At 63.2% G+C, this 17,681-nt stretch carries 19 protein-coding genes; 2 read left to right on the top strand and 17 right to left on the bottom strand.

From position 1 onward, the window contains the following. Nucleotides 1–45: 45 nt before the first annotated feature. From rdgB to QZ650_RS06675, 9 genes are all read right to left on the bottom strand, one after another. Nucleotides 46–594, bottom strand: a complete 549-nt coding sequence (rdgB, locus tag QZ650_RS06715; protein ID WP_292518442.1) for an RdgB/HAM1 family non-canonical purine NTP pyrophosphatase — start codon at nt 592–594, stop codon at nt 46–48. Next, nucleotides 591–2,177, bottom strand: a complete 1,587-nt coding sequence (locus tag QZ650_RS06710) for a bifunctional N(6)-L-threonylcarbamoyladenine synthase/serine/threonine protein kinase (protein ID WP_292518445.1) — start codon at nt 2,175–2,177, stop codon at nt 591–593. The genes rdgB and QZ650_RS06710 overlap by 4 nt, the downstream gene beginning before the upstream one ends. Before the next feature lie 87 nt (nt 2,178–2,264). After that, a complete protein-coding gene (locus tag QZ650_RS06705; RefSeq protein ID WP_292518448.1) occupies nt 2,265–2,444 on the bottom strand; it encodes a 30S ribosomal protein S27ae in 180 nt (59 codons plus the stop codon). Nucleotides 2,445–2,447: 3 nt separating this feature from the next. Further along, nucleotides 2,448–2,741 (bottom strand): 30S ribosomal protein S24e, encoded by a 294-nt coding sequence (locus tag QZ650_RS06700; protein ID WP_292518450.1) that lies wholly within the window; start codon nt 2,739–2,741, stop codon nt 2,448–2,450. Between the two features lie 246 nt (nt 2,742–2,987). Beyond that, on the bottom strand, nt 2,988–3,473 hold the full coding sequence (locus tag QZ650_RS06695; protein WP_292518452.1) for a GTP-dependent dephospho-CoA kinase family protein: 486 nt from the start codon (nt 3,471–3,473) through the stop codon (nt 2,988–2,990). Next, a complete protein-coding gene (gene spt4, locus QZ650_RS06690; RefSeq protein ID WP_292518454.1) occupies nt 3,473–3,676 on the bottom strand; it encodes a transcription elongation factor subunit Spt4 in 204 nt (67 codons plus the stop codon). The genes QZ650_RS06695 and spt4 overlap by 1 nt, the downstream gene beginning before the upstream one ends. Then, a complete protein-coding gene (locus QZ650_RS06685; RefSeq protein ID WP_292518457.1) occupies nt 3,676–4,245 on the bottom strand; it encodes a DNA-directed RNA polymerase in 570 nt (189 codons plus the stop codon). Before QZ650_RS06685 ends, spt4 begins: the two co-directional genes overlap by 1 nt. A gap of 10 nt (nt 4,246–4,255) precedes the next feature. Then, the gene (locus QZ650_RS06680; protein ID WP_366830435.1) at nt 4,256–4,630 is read right to left on the bottom strand and encodes a PIN domain-containing protein; all 375 of its coding nucleotides are present in this window, start codon (nt 4,628–4,630) and stop codon (nt 4,256–4,258) included. Between the two features lie 2 nt (nt 4,631–4,632). Next, the gene (locus tag QZ650_RS06675; RefSeq protein WP_292518461.1) at nt 4,633–5,868 is read right to left on the bottom strand and encodes a translation initiation factor IF-2 subunit gamma; all 1,236 of its coding nucleotides are present in this window, start codon (nt 5,866–5,868) and stop codon (nt 4,633–4,635) included. A gap of 210 nt (nt 5,869–6,078) precedes the next feature. Here QZ650_RS06675 and nikR point away from each other — a divergent pair, with 210 nt between their 5' ends. Then, nucleotides 6,079–6,501 carry a nickel-responsive transcriptional regulator NikR gene (gene nikR, locus QZ650_RS06670; protein WP_292518463.1) on the top strand — a complete coding sequence of 141 codons (423 nt, stop codon included), beginning with the start codon at nt 6,079–6,081 and terminating at the stop codon, nt 6,499–6,501. Here nikR and QZ650_RS06665 read toward each other — a convergent pair. Then, nucleotides 6,498–6,788, bottom strand: a complete 291-nt coding sequence (locus tag QZ650_RS06665) for a DUF2098 domain-containing protein (protein ID WP_292518465.1) — start codon at nt 6,786–6,788, stop codon at nt 6,498–6,500. The two genes, nikR and QZ650_RS06665, sit on opposite strands and share 4 nt — an antisense overlap. A gap of 55 nt (nt 6,789–6,843) precedes the next feature. Between QZ650_RS06665 and QZ650_RS06660 the strand changes: the two genes are divergently transcribed. Next, the gene (locus QZ650_RS06660; protein ID WP_292518467.1) at nt 6,844–8,019 is read left to right on the top strand and encodes a YcaO-related McrA-glycine thioamidation protein; all 1,176 of its coding nucleotides are present in this window, start codon (nt 6,844–6,846) and stop codon (nt 8,017–8,019) included. 73 nt (nt 8,020–8,092) lie between these two features. Here the strand turns inward: QZ650_RS06660 and QZ650_RS06655 are convergent, their stop codons facing one another. From QZ650_RS06655 to QZ650_RS06625, 7 genes are all read right to left on the bottom strand, one after another. Then, nucleotides 8,093–9,061, bottom strand: a complete 969-nt coding sequence (locus QZ650_RS06655; RefSeq protein ID WP_292518468.1) for a histone deacetylase — start codon at nt 9,059–9,061, stop codon at nt 8,093–8,095. A 5-nt stretch (nt 9,062–9,066) separates the two neighbouring features. Continuing rightward, a complete protein-coding gene (locus QZ650_RS06650; protein WP_292518470.1) occupies nt 9,067–11,703 on the bottom strand; it encodes an oligosaccharyl transferase, archaeosortase A system-associated in 2,637 nt (878 codons plus the stop codon). A gap of 148 nt (nt 11,704–11,851) precedes the next feature. Continuing rightward, on the bottom strand, nt 11,852–12,973 hold the full coding sequence (locus QZ650_RS06645) for a glycosyltransferase (RefSeq protein WP_292518472.1): 1,122 nt from the start codon (nt 12,971–12,973) through the stop codon (nt 11,852–11,854). 130 nt (nt 12,974–13,103) lie between these two features. After that, a complete protein-coding gene (locus QZ650_RS06640) occupies nt 13,104–14,195 on the bottom strand; it encodes a DegT/DnrJ/EryC1/StrS aminotransferase family protein (RefSeq protein WP_292518475.1) in 1,092 nt (363 codons plus the stop codon). Next, a complete protein-coding gene (locus tag QZ650_RS06635; protein ID WP_292518477.1) occupies nt 14,192–14,791 on the bottom strand; it encodes an acyltransferase in 600 nt (199 codons plus the stop codon). The genes QZ650_RS06640 and QZ650_RS06635 overlap by 4 nt, the downstream gene beginning before the upstream one ends. Beyond that, complete coding sequence (glmS, locus tag QZ650_RS06630; protein WP_292518480.1) at nt 14,788–16,527, bottom strand: glutamine--fructose-6-phosphate transaminase (isomerizing); 1,740 nt, start codon at nt 16,525–16,527, stop codon at nt 14,788–14,790. The genes QZ650_RS06635 and glmS overlap by 4 nt, the downstream gene beginning before the upstream one ends. After that, nucleotides 16,527–17,678, bottom strand: coding sequence for a sugar phosphate nucleotidyltransferase (locus QZ650_RS06625; protein ID WP_292518483.1), 1,152 nt, complete (start codon nt 17,676–17,678; stop codon nt 16,527–16,529). Before QZ650_RS06625 ends, glmS begins: the two co-directional genes overlap by 1 nt. Nucleotides 17,679–17,681: the final 3 nt, after the last annotated feature.

Here is a 17,681-nt window from a genome sequence, read left to right as displayed (position 1 = left end):
TTGTCAGATGGGTACTATTCGTTCTTGGTCCTATTAACAGTTCTGTCAGGGTGCGCGCTCTTGCATGATCCAGGCGCGGAACGCCTCGAGCGCCCGTGCCCGGTGCGAGATCTTGCTCTTCTCGGCGAGCGGCAGTTCTGCGAGCGTCCGATCCGCGCAGGCAAAGATCGGGTCGTAGCCGAACCCCCCCTCCCCCCGGGGGGCGACGATCGTCCCGGGGAGGACTCCCCGGAAGACCCGGATGCCGTCTTCCCGGGCGAACGCGATCGCCGTCTCGAAGTGGGCGCTCCGGTCCGTGATGCCCTCCATCAGTTTCAGGATCCCGTCGTTGCCGATGGTGTCCTGGACGTAGGCGGCGCACGGGCCCGGGAACCCTCCGAGGGCATCGATGAAGAGCCCGGTGTCGTCGACGATCAGCGGGCGGGAGAGCGCCCGGTAGGCGTATTCCGCCTTCCCGCGCGCGATCTCCCCGACGTCGGCGTGGCGGAACTCCGGCACCTCCAGGGGGACGTGCTCGACCGTGAGCACCCCGGTGAAGTAGGCGGCCACCTCCCGCGCCTTGTTCGCGTTGCTCGTCACCACCGCGAGTCTCACAGGTACCGCCCCCGGAGTTCCACCTCGTGCTCGCGCGCGAGGACCTCCTCCGCCTCCGGGAACGCGCCCGCGTACCCCTCGACGAAGGCCTGTTTCAACTCCTCGAACTCCTCCGTGGTGCTCTCGAGCGTCTGGAAGAAGACGTGGAGGTCGACACCCCGTGCCTCGACCTCCGGGGATGTGGACGCAAGCCCGAAGTCGATCAGGACGCACTGGTCGCCGCGGACGATCATGTTGCTCGTCGTGAGATCGCCGTGCACGATCCCCGCCCCGTGGAGCCTCCCGACGGCCTCCCCCGCGAGCCGGATCGTCTCCGGCGTCGTGACGTACTTCAGCACCTCGCCTTCGACCCGTTCCATGACGATGGTGTCGGCGGTGACGTCCCGGATCACCGGGGTGGGGACCCCGGCCCGCCGGGCCGTTGCAATCAGCCGGGCCTCGGCCCGGGTCCGTTCGGTGATCAGGCGCCGATCGAGACCGGGGTTCCGGTAGCGCTTGCCCGTGCGGCGTTTGACCACATCCTCCTCGCGGATCTCCACGACCGCCTCCGCGCCGTGAGCGACGCCGCCCTCATGCGGTCCGGCGGCGAAGACCCTGCCGGGCTCATCCTCGCGCCAGGTGACCCTGACCTCGTCCGCCCGGTAGCCCGGCCGGATCTGCGACTCATCGAGGGGGAGCGTCACCCCGTGCTCCAGCATGACCTTGCCCGTGTAGGCGATCATCGCGCCGTTGTCGCCAAGGAACGTTCGCTCAGGGACGGCGAACGCCGCGCCCCGGTCCTCGCACATCACCTGCAGCATCTCCTGCAGCCGCCTGTTTGCCCCGACACCGCCGACGAGCAGGACCTCGTCCTTCCCCGCATGCGCGAGCGCCCGCTCGGTCACCTCGACGCACATCGCAAACGCCGTCTCCTGCAGGCCGGCGCAGACGTCCTCGAGTGGTGCCGTGCTCTCCTGGGCGGCGCTGACGAGCCCGGAGAAGGCAAGGTCCATCCCTTTCACCGTGTAGGGGAGCTCGATGTAGTCTCCCTCGCGGGCAAGATTCTCGATGATCGGCCCGCCCGGGTGCGGGAGGTCGTGGCTCCGGGCGAACTTGTCGAGCGCGTTCCCAAGGCCGATATCCAGCGTCTCCCCGAATATACGGTAGCGGCCATTTAAGTAGCCGAGCACCTGCGTGTTCGCGCCGCTTGCATACAATACGATGGGGTCGGAAAATCCGGTCGCCCACCGCCCGATCTCGACATGCGCCACACAGTGGTTGACGCCGACGAGCGGCACGTCGAGGGCTATCGAGAGAGCCCGTGCCGCGGTCGCCACCGTCCGGAGGGAGGGACCGAGGCCGGGCCCCTGGGAGAAGGCGACCGCCCGGATTCGCTCCGGCTCCGTGAGCACCCGGCCGACGACCTCCTTCATCATTGACGCGTGATGCTGCGCGGCCTCCCTTGGGTGGATCCCTCCTTTCGGCGGGACGTAGGGCGAAGAATGGAGGGCGACGAGCCCTTCGCCGAAGAGGGCGGCACTGAGGTTCCACGCCGTCCCCTCAAGCCCCAGCACCAGCCCGTCATGAGACTTCATATTCGGCATAAAACAGGTATCGCTCCATCATGAAAAGATCGGCCGCGGCCGGTTACTGCGGCCGTGACCATATTTGAGTATCAGGGGGGTGAGGACCTACTTCCGGAACTCGGTGTAGCCGCACTTACCGCAGGCCACCCGGTCCTTGTGCTCGGCCATCAGGAACCCGGGGCCGCACCGGGGGCAGTGCCGCTTCTGCAGGACTACCTTGTCACCCTTGACGTCGTAGCACTCGTGTCTCTTGACCTTGACCGATTCCTGTTTCTTGGCTGCCATGGTTTACTCCTCGCTCTCTGCCTTCGGCTGGTCGCGCTTGAGCAGGTACTCCCGCTCGGTCGACGTCTTGCTCTCTTCATCGTCGTAGATCCGGGCACGGCCGAGAAGTTCCATCTTCCCGAATCGGGTCCGCTCAAGATCCAGTACGACGAGGTTCTCATTCTTATTCAGCATCGCGGCGAGCTTCTCCTGAATGCTCTTCCGCGAGGGTGTCGGGCCGTCAAACGTAAGAGTAAACGCGAGTTCCCTCCGGTTCAACACCTCGTTCCTCACGTCACGGGTAATTTCGAAATCCATCGATATCCCTAAAATGTTGTTAGCGGATTTATTTAAACTCTGGGTTGGAAGGTGGGTGCCGGGTCTCTCAGGTGCCCGGTAAAGGTTCCGGGATCCGTTGCATTCCAACGCAAAGCGGGACCTTGCGCGAGGCCAGAGTGCTGTCTCTGCGCCCATGCTTCACGCGAAGGTTCGTGGAGCCGCGAGAGAGCCTTCCGGCCGGTCGTTGCATGAGGTAACTACTGAAGAAAGGATAGAACCCCGGCCTCACTCGCGCACAAAAACTTCGAGCATCGAGGCGGCTTCCCGCTTCGCCGCATCATCAACAAGCCGGAGGACGACCCCCTCACCCGGCTGCCCGTAGAGGATGGCGGCCCCGGCCGGCGCGGCGAGGACGAGCGGGATGACCGCAAGATCCTCCTCGCCGTCGACGAAGATCACCACCGGCGGGTCCCGGACCGCTTTGTCAATCACCTCGACAAGTTCGTCGGCGATCGTGCCGGCGGGGTTCTTCGCCGTCAGCCTTCTCGTCTGGAGCAGGGGTGAACGGGTACAGGGCGAGCGCATCGTGTAGCCGTCGATGATGGCGATATCCGGGACGATCCCCGCACCGAGGAGGTTGTGGGTCACCACATCGCCGACGGCGTAGACCGCCCGGCCTTCGAGCCGGGGGAGGAGATCCCCGATCTTCCGGTAAAGGGTGCCGAACGGTCTTTTGAAGAGGTCCCGGTGTGTTTCGGGGAGCCGGAGCATCAGCGGACCTTCAGTGCGTACCGGCCGGCCATGGTGATGTTCATCTTCTTTGCGATCTCCGAGTGCTCGGGATCGATGATCACGACGTAGCCCGCCCAGTCCTCACTCAGGTTGGCTGTGCTGCAGATGACGCAGGCCTCGCCTTCGACGACCCGGTGGCACTCGCGGCAGACCTTGACTACCTTCTTACTCCGCGCGACCATTATGCCGCTCCCTTCCCTTTCTCCTGTTCGAGTTCCTCTTCCAGCCAGACCGTGGTCCCGAGCCCCGACTGCCGCATCGTGAGACCGATCTTGCTCTCCCGGGGCTCACGCTCGTTCAGCGAGAGTGCAACGATTCGTGCCCGGACACCGTCGCCGACGGCGATATACCGCTTCGAGTCCTGGCAGATCAGCCTGCCGTTCTTCTCGTCATAGTTGATATATTCATCCGATATCTGGCTCACGTGAAGCATGGCATCGATGGGCCCGAGACTGACGAACGCGCCGAAACTCGTCGTCTCCACCACCTCACCCTCGATCACTTCCTGGAGCGCGAGACGGAGGACCGCCGCCTCAAACCGGACATCGTAGTAGACGGCGCCGTCACCGGGGATCAGCTCCCCCTCGCCGACATCGAGGATCTTCGTGACCGCAATAAAGATCCCGATCTCCTTTGCGATGCTGCCTTCCAGCTGCTCCTGCAGTACATTGAGGATGACCTTCTCCAGGTCTTCTCCAAGCCGGTGGGGCGGAACCCGCACCTTATCCTCCAGTGTCATCTTATAATACATGGTAGTTCACCTATCCCCTGATCAGTTCCAACGTTCTCTGTCTCCGCATCACGACAACATCAATCCCCTCGGCAAGGAGAGCGTTCCGGAGTTCCCGGTCGTTCGTCACCACGACGCACCCCTCCCGGCGGGCATACTCGATCACCCGGTCGTCCACACGCTCTGCGGTGCTCCCGCTCGGCACGACCGTCGAGCGCCGGGCCATTGCGAGGCCCACGCGGGCCGCCGCCGCATCGCGGCCGTGACCCCGGGCGAGCCCCGAGAGTTCGCCGACCACCTCTTCGAGGGTGACCGGCTCGAAGTCTCCAAAGAGGGCCAGAAGTTCGTCATACAGGTCAATCCCGAACTGGGCCGGCATCAGGAGGGCATTCGTGTCGAGGAGCACCCTCACTCGACCAGAACGCCCATGCCGATCAGCCGCCATCGTCCGCCGACCTGCCTGCTGATAGCAATCCGTGCGCCGACCTCCGCGCAGACCGCCCGCTTCAGCAGGACCTCGACCTGGTTCTTTCTCGTGTTCGTGATCACGCCGACGGTGACGGCGGTGCCGACCGAGAGCATCAGCGGCTCTTTATGCTTCAATGGCTCGATGATCTGCTCGCTGTCCGCACCGACCACCCGGTCCATGAGCGTGACGTCGAACTTCAGCCGATCCCAGACCGGCGGCAGTTTCCCGACGAGCCCGGCCACCTGCCCCGCGAGAGCATCACTCTTCGTCAGTGCCGGGTCGAGTTTCGTCGCGACACCGAGGAGGCCCCCGGGCGCCGCCTCGGTCACCCTGGTCTTGCCGGCGTTGATGGAGGTGATCTTCGTCTCGATCGGCTCCCATTTTGTCCGGTTCTCCACCTGGACCTGTCGGCCGGGCCGGATCTCGATATCGTCGCCTTCATGCAGGACTCCCCGGATGAGCGAGCCCCCGATGACCCCGCCCTTCACGTCCCGCCAGCTGCAGCCGGGTTTGTTGATATCAAACGACCGTGCAACGAGCAGCAGTGGATCGATCTCCGGGTTGCGCTCGGGTTCCGGGATGACGGTGTCGAGCGTCTGGATCAGGGCGCCTATGTTGATGCCCTTCTGTGCGGAGACCGGGATGATGGGCGCATTCTCGGCGATGGTGCCCTTGATGAACCGTTTTATCTGCTTATAGTGCTCAAGCGCCTCGGTCTGGGAGACCACATCGATCTTGTTCTGGACGATGACGATCTTCTTGATGCCGATCAGCTCGAGCGCCATCAGGTGTTCCTTGGTCTGGGGCTGCGGGCAGACCTCGTTTGCGGCAATAACGAGCATCGCGCCGTCCATCAGTGCGGAACCGGAGAGCATCGTTGCCATCAGTGTCTCGTGGCCGGGAGCATCGACGAACGAGACCGTCCGGTATGGGACCGCTTTCTTTCCGCAGCTCGGACATTCTGGTTGAGCAGTGTAGGCCTCCGCTCCCTCACACTCCTCGCACTTGTAAAATGTCGTATCCGCGTAGCCGAGCCGGATGGAGATGCCGCGTTTGATCTCCTCGCTGTGCCTGTCCGTCCAGGTACCGGTCAGCGCGCTGACCAGGGTGGTCTTGCCGTGATCGACATGACCTACGAGCCCAATATTGACACCGGGAATGAATGCATCTCGCAAAAGTTTTCGAACCTCCTTATCCAATATATAGTGACACTACTTATACATAATCGGTAGGGATTTCACTTCCGCTCCCGGCCGGATCTCTCCAGGGCACCCGGATGCTCTCCTGTTTGCTCTCCTCTATGTGGCATACGAAGTATGAAGAATGACCCCTGATGTTAGCGAAAATTTATACCTCATCAACCGATATATGGAACTGATTATTGTATGTCAGGTGATACCGAACTTTCACGTATCGGGATCTCTCTACCCAAGAACCTTCTTGACAAATTCGACGAGATCCTGAGTCTCCGGGGGTACTCCTCCCGCTCAGAGGGGATACGGGATTCAATACGAAGTTACATCACGCACTACCAGTGGATCTCCGACGTAAAGGGAGAGCGTCAGGGCGTCATCACCATGGTGTATGATCACGACCAGCGTGGTCTGCTCCAGACGCTCACCGAGATTCAGCACCAGTACGCCAATATCATTCAGGCATCCCTCCACTCGCACGTGACCCAGAACAAGTGCCTCGAGGTCATCCTGATCCGGGGGGACGGCGCTCTGCTCAAAGACATTACCGAGCGGCTGATGGCACAGAAAGGGGTCGAGGCGGTGAAACTCACCACCATACCGATCGAGGGTTAGCCGCCGCCTTCACAGCTCTGGTCGGTCCCTTTCTCCCAGACATCTTCGAGTTGCTTCTGGAGGTCCTCATGCTCTTTGAGGTATTCCTCAAGGGAGCGCTCCTTCCTCTCTACGTTCCCGACCGTCCGGTCGGCGCTGATGAGTTCGTCCACCCGGTAAAAGAGCCCGGTGCTGTCGATCTCGGCGTACTTCGAGCCGCCGATCTCCTCGACCCGCAGAACCTTCCCGGTCGTGCCGGTGCGGGGGTACCGGACGACTGCGCCCACTGCTACGTCATCCGTGCTCATACACGGGTAGGTACATCTGTCATACTATTAAGGTATCACCTCCAAGGTATCTTTAATGGCAATCACGATTCATCCGGTAGAGAAACTGTACTTTGATGGAACGCACCGTTCGCGGTCTCCCGAAGAGACCCGTGCCGTCGTTGAGCCGTTGATGGCCGGGATCGGTGTCGTCGAGATCACCGATCTCACCCCTCTTGACCGTCTCGGGATCCCGGTCTTTGCGGCGGTCCGGCCGGGAGCGGCCCGGGGAGGGGTTCGCGTCCACGCTGGAAAGGGGAAGGATCCAATCCATGCCCGGGTCTCGGCGATGATGGAGGCGGTCGAGCGCTACTGCGCCGAGTACCGGGGCGACCGGATGGAGTATGCGACCTACGAGGAGATCGGCCCGGGACGGGCGGTGCACCCCGAAGACCTCCTCATCCCGCGGAGGCTTGAGCAGGGGGAGAAGATCCACTGGACGCCGGCGTGGGATATCCTGAACGATGAGGAGGTCTATCTCCCGAGCAATGCCGTCTTCCATCCCTACGACTCGCTCGGCATGGCGATGCCCCTCTTTCGGAGCGACTCAAACGGGCTTGCATCCGGCAACGTCATGGAAGAGGCGATCCTGCACGCCCTCTTTGAGGTGATCGAGCGGGACGCGCTCAGCATCGCCGATCAGAACCACGATCTCGGCCGCCGCCTCATCATCGAGAACGACTGCGCCGCCCGTGAGGTCCTCGACCGGTTCGAGGAGAACGGGATCGATATCCACCTCTGGCTGCTCAAGGGAAAGACCGGGATCCCCACGGTCGCTGCCGCCGCCGACGACACCGTCACGAAAGACCCGGCGATGATCGTCATCGGGTCGGGGACACACCTCTCGCCGGAGATCGCGGCGCTCCGGGCCCTGACCGAGGTCGCCCAGAGCCGGGGGAGTTACCTGCAGGGCGGCCGGAACGACCCCCAGCGGGAGATGGTCATCAGGAAGGCGGGGTATGAGCGGTTGAAGCGGATCAACCGGATGTGGTTTGCCGACGCCGGGGCCGTCGATATCGGTGACGTCCCCGACGCAAGCACCGAGCGGTTCGACCTTGATATCCAAAAAGTGCTCAAAGAGGTCGAGCCCCATACGGACCGGGTCTGCGTCTGCGACCTCTCACGGACACCGGTGCCGGTGGTGCGGGTCGTCCTTCCCGGGTTTGAGGTCTCGTACATGGACCCGGACCGGAAACGTTCGACGCAGGGGTAATACGGCCCGGACGTCCGGGCTCTTCGCATGAACCCGGCCACCCTCATTTCCCGCTCTCACACTGCCGGTCTACTCAGCGGAACCAGACCTTCTTTAAGATCTCCACAACCCTCCCCGTATGCCGGTGCAGGGCGCTCTCGGCCGGGGTGAACCGCTCCCCCCGCAGGGCATGGAATATCGTGCCGATCGCCTTGCCGAGCGACGGGCCATATCCCCCCTCGAGGGTCAGCGCGAGGGGGAGGTCCGTGCCGTCGATCAGCATCCCGGCAAGCACGCCGTAGTCTTCGGGCACGAGGTTCATCCGGCCGTGCTCGTCGTCGGCGAGGCCGTCCTGCCCGGCCGAGACGATCAGGACGTCGGGCCGGAACCGGGCGATCGCCGGGATGAAGACCTCATCAAAGACGTGCCGGTAATCGGCGATGGTGGACCCCGGCGCAAGCGGGGCGTTGAGGGTGTAGCCCCGGCCTGCCCCGGTCCCGATCTCGTCCACCCACCCGGTCCTCGGGAAACTGTTCTCCTCGTGCACCGAGCAGTAGAGCACCCGGTCGCTCCCGTAAAAAGCCGTCTGGGTGCCGTTGCCGTGGTGCAGGTCCCAGTCGAGGATTGCCACCCGGTCAACCGAGAGGAGCGCTTTCGCCGCCGCGACCGCGGCGTTATTGAATATACAGAACCCCATTGCACGATCTGGTTCGGCGTGGTGCCCCGGCGGGCGGACCAGGGCAAAGAGGTGCTCGCCGTCGAGCGCTCGCTCCACCGCTGCAAACGTCGAGCCGGCAGCATACGCCGCCGCTTCGAATGAATGGCAGGTGACGTAGGTGTTTGGGTCTAAAAAACAGGATCCCCGGGCGATCTCACGCACCCATCGGACGTACTGTGGGTGGTGGACTCGTTCCAGGTCTTCCTCGGTGGCCCGGACCGGGGGGCGCCACCGGACGTTCTCGGGGACCCCGGAGAGGGCCGCCCGTAACCGGGAGCCCGATTCCGGGTGGGCCTCCATATCGTGCCGGGTAAATATGTCGCCGTAGATGACTGAAGAACGCATCCTCGTTAGTTGATGGTGCGTCCCTGCTGGATAGCCTCTTCGGTGACGTCGAATGTCTGGCCGGTGCCCGTGAGCCGGTACGGCCCGGTCGTCTTCACGTCGCCCGACCACCCGGACGTCGCGTACGGAACGACGAACGTGCCGTTCACGCTCTCCTGGCGGTAGGTGAACTCCCGGCCGGTGTTGGTGACGACCGGCACCTCAATGATCCCTTCGCCCTTGATCGTGGCTCCGGGGACATACTCGAAGATCTTGACCGCCTTAAGATCGGGCCCGTCCTCCCCGACGTTGCCGAAGACGTTCTGGGGGCTCTCGTGGATGAGCCGGTAGTGCTGGAGCGCCGGCACCCGTTCGAGCGGCTGGATGATCGAGTCGCCCCGGTACTGGTAGTACATGTTCAGCAGCGTGGCATGGGAGCCCGCCGGTGCGTTCTTGTTGTACTCCTCCACCGCGGCTGCACCGGCGGTTGCGTTCATCTGCTCGGTGCGGGTGATGACGGGGAGCGAGGTGTTTGCCGTTTCCGCGTCGCGGTACTCGGCATAGATCACCTGCGATCCCGGGTCGGTCATGGACCCGTCGAAGTTATGGAGCCGGGCGGCCATCGTCAGGTAGTAGTCCTGGTTGTTGAACGGCACCGCCTGGTAATTCGTCGAGCCTGCGCTCACCGGGAGGAGGTAGTAGGGCTGGAAGCGCTTTTCCCCCACATCGGGGTCGGCCCAGGTCGCCGGGGCGTGGAACTTCCCGGTAGTGATGTCGATATTGGTGATGACGTAGCGGGTGCCGATGTTGTCGAGGATCTGGTTTGCGGCCTCTTCAGAGGTCGAGACCAGGTAGGTTGCCGAGCCGTTCGGCCCGGAGACCCCGTGCTGGAAGGGGTTGTTGTTCGGGATCCTCTTTGAGATGAAGGTGATCCAGTGGCCGTAGTCCCACCAGGACATGACGCCGTAGGCGTCCTCGGGGTAGGTGAAGGTATTCGGATCCGCGATGGCATAGTAGTCGACACCGGGGTCGGGAGTGTTTGCGCCCATCCACTCGAGGGCTTCCATCCACTGCGAGTTCATGCCGCCGTACTTCGCGCTGGTGGCGAGATCGATGTTCCCCTGGAGGGATGCCCCTGCAAAGAAGAGCGTGACGACGGCGACCAGGGCGAAGGCTCCTACCTTGAAGTAATCCGGCTGGTCCTTGGAAGCGGTCTTCGCTTTCCGGGGCTCCGCGGCTTTTCCACCCTTCTTCCCCTTTCGCGCCGGTTCCTCCTGCTTCTCGGCGGTCTTTGGTGCGGCAGAGGCACTGTCTGACTTCAGGAGGCGGGTGACGTCCTTCCATCCCATATTCAGGACGGCGCCCGCAAAGACTGCCGCGAGCAGGGCGATGTTTGCAGCGAGGTAGTACTCGTAGCGGACGTGTGCCGCGGTCGAAGCAAGGATGATCCCCGACCAGATCAGGACAAAGATGTGGGCCGGGTTCACCTTCTCGCGGCTCCACCAGAGCAGGGTGGCGGCCCCGCCGGCCGCGAGGACGAAGCCCCAGTGGAACGTCATCCAGGCCGCGTCAAACGACCAGGGCCGGGCCTCCTGAACGGTCGTGGTCGTGGCACTCTCGCCGAAGAACATGATGAGGTTTGATATCAGGAGGTTGTAGATCTCCGGCAGGGCGACATAGAGCACCGCAATGGCGGCGGCCGACACGACCAGGAGCGCGCCCGGGTAGTAATACTTCGGGCGCCCCTGGAGATAGACCGAGAGGCCATACAGCGCGAGCGTCCCTGCCATGAGGGCGGCATACACGATGACGTGCCCGACGGTGTAGAAGATGAGGCTGAAACCGGGGTGCGGGAAGCCGGAGGCTGCTACCCCGATGATCGCCACAGCGAAGGTGACGGCGTTCACGAGGACGAGGTACTCGCTCGACCGGTCCTGGAAGAAGTCCAGGATGAACTGGACCAGGGTAAACGCGGCCACGACGAGCGCGAAGAGGACCATCGTCGGCATGTTGTAGAACCCGAGGAGGTAGGCGATGCCGGCGAGCGCAGATGCCGCCACCGGGACCTTCAAAGTCTCGAAGTTCCTGGGAGAGAGCGACCGGTCGCGGGTGGTAATCAGCGCGGTGATGTAGGCGAGGGCGAAGAGCACGCCAAAGAGCGTCTCTGCGATATGGTGGTCGACAAACCCGAAGAGGGAGCGGTATGCGTAGTTCCCGCCGATGACTGCAATCAGGCCCGCCGCAATGAGGCCGGTCTTCCAGTCGGCTATCTTTTTTGCGAGCAGGTAGGTGACGGGCACCATCGCCACGGCCATCAGCGGCGGGACCCAGGAGGCCACCACCATGATCTCGGGGCGCGTCGTTGCTCCGGTGATGATGCAGAGCGCTGCTATGATCTCGGCAAAGAGCGGTCCCCAGTGGATGGCATCGCCGTTCGGGTAGAGCGTCATGTGATCGAACCAGGCGTAGCCGGGGAAGTTCGCGATTGTCTGCTCAACCTGGCGGAGACTGAACCAGGGGTCGTTACCCAGGAGATTGACGCCTTCAGCGGTCACCAGACCTTCTGAAGGGATACCCCGCGTCCAGAGCGTGAGCAGGGCAAACAGGACGATGAAACCAATGATGATGTATGGTCGGTACTTATCGAGATCCACGTGAGCCATCGGACCCTCCTTGTTACAAACCTGTTTCCCTTCGAACCATTAATAATCTTGGCGTATCCTGCGGGCCTGAAAAAAGAACGTTTATCTGCGGTTTCCCGCCGGGGCAGGAAGACCGTCCCGATTGCCTTCTGCATCTTTTTTGGGTTGACTACACTTTCCGTATCTTGTTTGATGTACTCTCCCAGACCCGCACATCTTTCCCGAGGTTGAGCAGCCCCCTCGCGAGGTAGATCTGGTTCGTGGCAAAGGAGACGATGGTGTTGCTGCTCCAGAGGTAGCCGATAAGGGCGGCGAGACCAACCATCCCGAGAGCGAGGAGGGGGGATGCCAGAGCGAGTCCTGCGACGAAGAGGATGCTGCCGGCAAGGAAGAGAGCCGGTGTTACGAGGTACATGTAGATCCGCAGAGGATAGAAGAACCGCGAGAACGGGCGGGGGAACCGCAGGAGGTCTAAGTTTGCAATCGTCGCCTCGATCAGCTGCGTCGCCCGCCGGATCTTCTGCCGGTACTGCCTCTGAAAGTCCCGGGGGACGTCCTCGTACACCAGAGCACGGGGTTCGTATACCGCCCGGAACCCGCGCCGGATTGCCTCGAATGCCGTGTTCGCGTCGTCCGCCCCGCGCTTGTCGTCGATCCGGGTCACGAGATCGCGCTTGAACGCGACGAGTGCACCGTTGAAGGCGTAGGTGGAGTCGACGGCACTCTCCCAGCTGCACATCCGCCCGTAGTAGTTCCGGTAGGCGTCCTCCATCTGCGCCGGGTGGGACCCTTCATCCGGAAGGGGGTAGAGGTCCCCGCAGACCGCAGCGATACGCTCATCGCTCTGGAGCCGGGCGATGAGGCGCTCGAGCGCGTCACGCTCAAAGAAGACGTCCGCGTCCGTGGTGACGACGATCGGAGACTCTGCCGCCTCGATTGCTCTGTTATAGGACCGGTTCGTGCCCAGGCGTTCCGTATTCGCAAGGATCCGGTGGGTGATCCCGGCCTTCTCGAAGGCCTCCTCGGCAAGCGCCTTCGTGTTGTCGGATGAACAGTCGTCTACAAAGACGATCTCGTATCGGTCCCGCGGGTACGAGGATGCAAGGATGTTCTTGACCCGCTCCTGGATCACGGCCTCTTCGTTGTAGGCCGATATGACAATACTTATCGGGGGATACTCCGTGAGTGCCGGCGGCTCGTCTGGTTTCTTTCCTATGTGGATCCCGGCAAAGAAGATGACATAGGGTACGATCGCAGCCGCAATAAGCCCCAGGCCTATCCAGAGAAGCATGAATTTAATCTATGGGGTTGGTATTTATCGTTTGGGGATGCCGGCGAATCATCCGCCGATTTCCCGTTTCCCGGTATGATAAGCCCCGTTCGACTCCTGTGCCGGAAAAAGTATCTGGGTGGTTTCGGTGTTACTCCAGTCCCCGGACCGCCTCGCAGATATACGCGAGGTCTTCATCGGTCACCGCCGGGTGGACGGGCAGGCTCAAAACCGATGCCGCAAGGTCGTCGGATACCGGGCAGGTAGCCGTCGCGCCTTCGTTCTCGTAGACCGGTTGCCGGTTGATGGGGATGGGGTAGTGGACGGCGGTCCCGACCCCTGCATCGGCAAGAGCGTTCATGAACCCGTCTCTACCGAGCGGATAGTCGGCGGGGACCTTCACGACGTACTGGTGGTAGACGTGCCGGACGCCCGGTGCCGTGTAGGGTGTCGCAAGCCCCGTCCCCGCAAGGTGGCGGTCGAGGTACCGGGCGTTCTTGATCCGGCGTTCGTTGAACCCCTCGACCCGCCCGAGTTGCACGAGGCCGATGGCAGCGGCGATGTTCGTCATCCGGTAGTTGTAGCCGACGGCTGAGTGGAGGTACTTCTGGCTCTGGCCGTGGTTGATGAGGAGCCGGACGCGTTCCGCAAGGGCATCATCGTCGGTCGTGACCATGCCCCCCTCGCCGGTGGTCATGTTCTTCGTGGGGTAGAACGAGAAGCAGCCGATGTCGGCAAGGCTCCCGGCCCGTTTCCCGTGATACTCCGCACCGTGCGCCTGGGCCGCGTCCTCGATGAGAATGAGGTCGTGGTCGTCGGAGAGCGCACGGAGGGCATCGGCGTCGAAGGGCTGCCCGAAGAGGTCGACGGCGATGACCGCCCGGGTATCGGGCCGGATAAGCCTCTCGACCGAGTCCGGGTCGATGTTGAACGTCTGTGGGTCGACGTCCGCGAAGAGCGGGGTCGCCCCGCACATCGAGACGCTTGACGCCGTCGCAAAGAACGTGAACGCCGGGACGACCACCGAGTCGCCCGGCCCGACGCCCGCAGTCAGCAGGGCCGCATGGAGCGCCGCGGTCCCCGAGTTGACGCCGACTGCGTGGGAGACCCCGCAGTAATCGGCGAACCGGGACTCGAACTCGGTGACGACCGACCCCTGAGCGATCATCCCCGACCGCAACACGTCGGCGACGGCCTCGACCTCCTCATCCCCGACGAGCGGCCGGGCAACGGGGATCTTCATCGGCACCGCCTCGCGTCAGGCGGGAGCGGCCGGAATCGTGCCGGCGTGCCCACAGCGAGCGTCTCCGGCGGGACGTCCTTCGTCACCACCGCGCCCGCGGCGACGAACGCTCCCCTGCCGACGACGACCCCGGGGAGGACCGTTGCGTTCGCACCGATGACGGCGTCGTCCCCGATCACCGGGCCCCGGAGGGACTCGTGGGGTCCGGGCGGGTAGCGGTCGTTCGTCAGCACGGCGTTCGGGCCTACAAAGACCCGGTCCCCGATCCGGGCACCGGTGGGGACGTAGACCAGGCTCTGGAGCCGGACGTCGTCGCCGATCGTGCAGTCGCCCTCGATCACCGCGGCCGTGCCGATCGCCACCCGATCGCCGATGGTCGTCTTCTCGCGGATCAGCACGTTGTGGCCCGACTGGAAGTTGTCACCGATCGTCACGTCGCAGTAGATGATGGTGCCCGACCGGAGGACTGCGTCTCTCCCGATCGTGGCGCCCGGGTAATCCTTCACTCCCATCCGGTCCCGGGAGGGAAACCCGATGGTCACTGGATCGAATATCATCGCCCCTTCGCCGAGGGCATTACGTCCGTACTCAATCATTCAACCGTCACGCTCTTTGCCAGGTTCCGCGGTTTGTCGACGTCCCGCTGCAGGGCGCAGGCCGTATGGTAGGCGAGCAGCTGGAGGGCGACCGAGGCGGTCAGCACCTGCACCAGGAGGTGCGTATTTGGGATCGGGATGAAGATATCCACGATCTCGGCAAGTTCCGTATCCCCGGCAACGCCGAGGGCGATGACCGGGGCTTTCCTCGCCTTCATCTCCTTGATGTTCGAGGCCATCACCCCGTACGTCGGGCCGGGGGTGCAGATGGCGACCACCGGCGTCTCCGGCGTGAGCAGGGCAAACGGCCCGTGTTTGAGTTCTCCCGCTGCATACCCCTCGGCGTGGACATAACTGATCTCCTTCATCTTTAAGGCGCCCTCCATCGAGACCGGGTAAAACGGTCCTCTGCCGACGAAGAAGACATGCTCGGCCTTCGCACAGAGACTGACCGCCTCCCTGACCTCCTGGAGGAGGACGTCCTCGATGGCCAGGTGGGCATGCGAGAGGACACCGTCAAACGCCTCCTCGCACCGCGCGTTGACGATCTGCATCAGCGCCGCAAGTTGCGCCGTGTAGGACTTGGTCGCGGCGACGCCGATCTCAGGGCCGGCCCGCATCAGGAGGGTCTGGTCGGCAACCCGGGTGACGGTGCTTCCCTGCATGTTGGTGATGGCGAGCGTGGGGCAGTTGCGGGATTTCGCCATCTTTAACGCGGCGATCGTGTCCGCGGTCTCCCCCGACTGCGAGACCGCGATCACGAGGCCGTGAAGGGGCGGTATGAAATACTTGAACTCCGACCCCATCTCGACCCGTACCGGTATGTTACAGAGCGACTCGGCCAGGTACTTGAAGATCAGGGCGGTGTGGTAGGATGTCCCGCAGGCGACCAGGGTGATCTCGTCGGCCTCCCTGACCATCTGACGGACGCGGTCGTCGATCCCCGCCCTGATGGTCTCGTAGAATGACTGGGGCTGTTCGTAGATCTCCTTTAACATGTAGTGGGCGAACCCGCCCTTCCGGGTATCCTCGACGCACCAGCTGATCAGTTCGACCGGACGCTCTACCCTCTGGCCGGCGTGGTAGATGGTGTAGTCTTCAGGCGTGATATCGGCGACGTCGCCGTCCTCCAGGTAGATCACGCGCTCGGTGTACTCGAGGAGCGGCGTCATGTCGGAGGCGGCAAAGACCTCGGCATCCCCGACGCCGAGGACGAGCGGGCTCGCGTCGCGGGCGGCGACGATCCTCCGGGTATCCTCCGCGATCGCGAGGATGGCGTATGAGCCCTTGAGCAGGGGAAGGGTCGCGTTGACCGCCGCGAGGAGATCCCCGTCGTAGTGCTCCTCGATGAGGTGGGCGATCACCTCGGTGTCGGTCTCCGACCGGAAGGTATGGCCGCGTCCTGCGAGTTGCCGTTTCAGTTCGCTGTAGTTCTCGATGACCCCGTTATGCACCACGGCGATCTTCTCGCTGCAGTCCGTGTGCGGGTGGGCGTTGCTGTCGCTCGGTTCGCCGTGCGTGGCCCACCGGGTATGCCCGATCCCGATGCACCCGTGGAGGCTGGCCGCCCCGGCCTCACCGTCCGATATCCGGCCGGTCCTCTTGTAGACCTCGATCGCGCTCCCGACCGTCGCGATCCCGAACGAGTCGTAGCCCCGGTACTCAAGCCGCTTCAAGCCCTGGATCAGGACCGGCGTTGCGTCCCGTCTGCCGATGTAGCCGACAATCCCGCACATCACATCACCCTGGTGCCATCCTCGATGAGACCGACCACTGTCTTCCCCTCCTCAATGGTGACACAGTTACCTGCTATACAGTTTTTAAATGTTGTGAAGGGTGCCGCGCAGACCCCGTCACCGAGGACTGCGCCGAACTCCTCTTTCAGGACCCGGTCTCCGACCTCGATGAAACTCGCGGACGGGTAGGTGGTGGTATGGTCGGCGAGGATGCACCCCTGCCCGAAGACCGCCGAGACGATCCTCGAATGGGACCCGACCGTGGTATCGTTCATGACGAGCGAGTCGGCGACGTAGGTGAACGGTTCAAGCACCACCCGGTCCCCGATGCTTACATCGGGCATGATGACGCAGTTCGGCCCGATGTTGCAGTTGCTCCCGATGGTGACGGGGCCGTAGATCACGGTGTTCGGACCGATCGTCGTCCCGGTCCCGATATGCACCACGCCCCGGCGGACGACGGACGCATCGACCGTCCCGCCGATCTCGGGCGTGATCCCTTTGAGCATCCGGCTGTTCAGTTTCAGGAGGTCCCAGGAATAGACGGCGTCCTGCCAGTCGTCCGCCGGGATCGCCCGTATCCGCCGGCCGGACTCGATCATGGCGGTGAGTGCGTCGGGGATCTCGTTCGTCTCAAGGTAGGAGAAGACGTCGGGTGTGAATGAGTAGACCCCGGTCGAGACGGTGAATGTCGGGGCGTCCTCGGGTTTCTCGATGATCTCGCGGACGAGGCCGTTTCGGATCACCACGACCCCGAAGTTCGAGGGGTTCGGGTGCTCGGCAACAAGCATGGCGTTTCGCTCCTGCTTTATCCGGGCGATCGACTCGGCGTTGATGTAGTTGTCGCCCGGAAGAAGAAGGAAATCGCCCGTGATCTCGGACTCGGCCGCCCGGAGGGCGTCGGCGGTCCCGAGCTGGCGTTCCTGCACGACGACCTGGACCGGTGCGTCGAGCCTGTTTAAGTGCCGGATGACGTCCTCTTTACGGTAGCCGACCACCACGATGATGTCGCGGATCCCGTTCTCAAGGAGGGCATCGATGACATACTCGATGATCGGCCGGTTTGCGACCGGGAGCATGGCTTTGGGTTTGCTCCGGGTGAGCGGCCGCAACCGGCTCCCTTCTCCCGCTGCTAAAATGACTGCCTGCATCGG

The sequence above is a fragment of the Methanoculleus sp. genome (genome assembly GCF_020696975.1).
Lineage (GTDB): Archaea > Halobacteriota > Methanomicrobia > Methanomicrobiales > Methanoculleaceae > Methanoculleus.
Note: the sequence above shows the minus strand (reverse complement) of the source record. Positions and strands in the feature narration are given on the sequence as shown.

What these genes read in the sequence shown, in the direction of transcription:
- QZ650_RS06710 (WP_292518445.1), bottom strand. Translation starts at nt 2,177, where the DNA reads ATGCCGAATATGAAGTCTCATGACGGGCTGGTGCTGGGGCTTGAGGGG.
- QZ650_RS06705 (WP_292518448.1), bottom strand. Translation starts at nt 2,444, where the DNA reads ATGGCAGCCAAGAAACAGGAATCGGTCAAGGTCAAGAGACACGAGTGC.
- QZ650_RS06700 (WP_292518450.1), bottom strand. Translation starts at nt 2,741, where the DNA reads ATGGATTTCGAAATTACCCGTGACGTGAGGAACGAGGTGTTGAACCGG.
- QZ650_RS06695 (WP_292518452.1), bottom strand. Translation starts at nt 3,473, where the DNA reads ATGCTCCGGCTCCCCGAAACACACCGGGACCTCTTCAAAAGACCGTTC.
- spt4 (WP_292518454.1), bottom strand. Translation starts at nt 3,676, where the DNA reads ATGGTCGCGCGGAGTAAGAAGGTAGTCAAGGTCTGCCGCGAGTGCCAC.
- QZ650_RS06685 (WP_292518457.1), bottom strand. Translation starts at nt 4,245, where the DNA reads ATGTATTATAAGATGACACTGGAGGATAAGGTGCGGGTTCCGCCCCAC.
- nikR (WP_292518463.1), top strand. Translation starts at nt 6,079, where the DNA reads ATGTCAGGTGATACCGAACTTTCACGTATCGGGATCTCTCTACCCAAG.
- QZ650_RS06665 (WP_292518465.1), bottom strand. Translation starts at nt 6,788, where the DNA reads ATGAGCACGGATGACGTAGCAGTGGGCGCAGTCGTCCGGTACCCCCGC.
- QZ650_RS06660 (WP_292518467.1), top strand. Translation starts at nt 6,844, where the DNA reads ATGGCAATCACGATTCATCCGGTAGAGAAACTGTACTTTGATGGAACG.
- QZ650_RS06655 (WP_292518468.1), bottom strand. Translation starts at nt 9,061, where the DNA reads ATGCGTTCTTCAGTCATCTACGGCGACATATTTACCCGGCACGATATG.
- QZ650_RS06650 (WP_292518470.1), bottom strand. Translation starts at nt 11,703, where the DNA reads ATGGCTCACGTGGATCTCGATAAGTACCGACCATACATCATCATTGGT.
- QZ650_RS06645 (WP_292518472.1), bottom strand. Translation starts at nt 12,973, where the DNA reads ATGCTTCTCTGGATAGGCCTGGGGCTTATTGCGGCTGCGATCGTACCC.
- QZ650_RS06640 (WP_292518475.1), bottom strand. Translation starts at nt 14,195, where the DNA reads ATGAAGATCCCCGTTGCCCGGCCGCTCGTCGGGGATGAGGAGGTCGAG.
- QZ650_RS06635 (WP_292518477.1), bottom strand. Translation starts at nt 14,791, where the DNA reads ATGATTGAGTACGGACGTAATGCCCTCGGCGAAGGGGCGATGATATTC.
- glmS (WP_292518480.1), bottom strand. Translation starts at nt 16,527, where the DNA reads ATGTGCGGGATTGTCGGCTACATCGGCAGACGGGACGCAACGCCGGTC.
- QZ650_RS06625 (WP_292518483.1), bottom strand. Translation starts at nt 17,678, where the DNA reads ATGCAGGCAGTCATTTTAGCAGCGGGAGAAGGGAGCCGGTTGCGGCCG.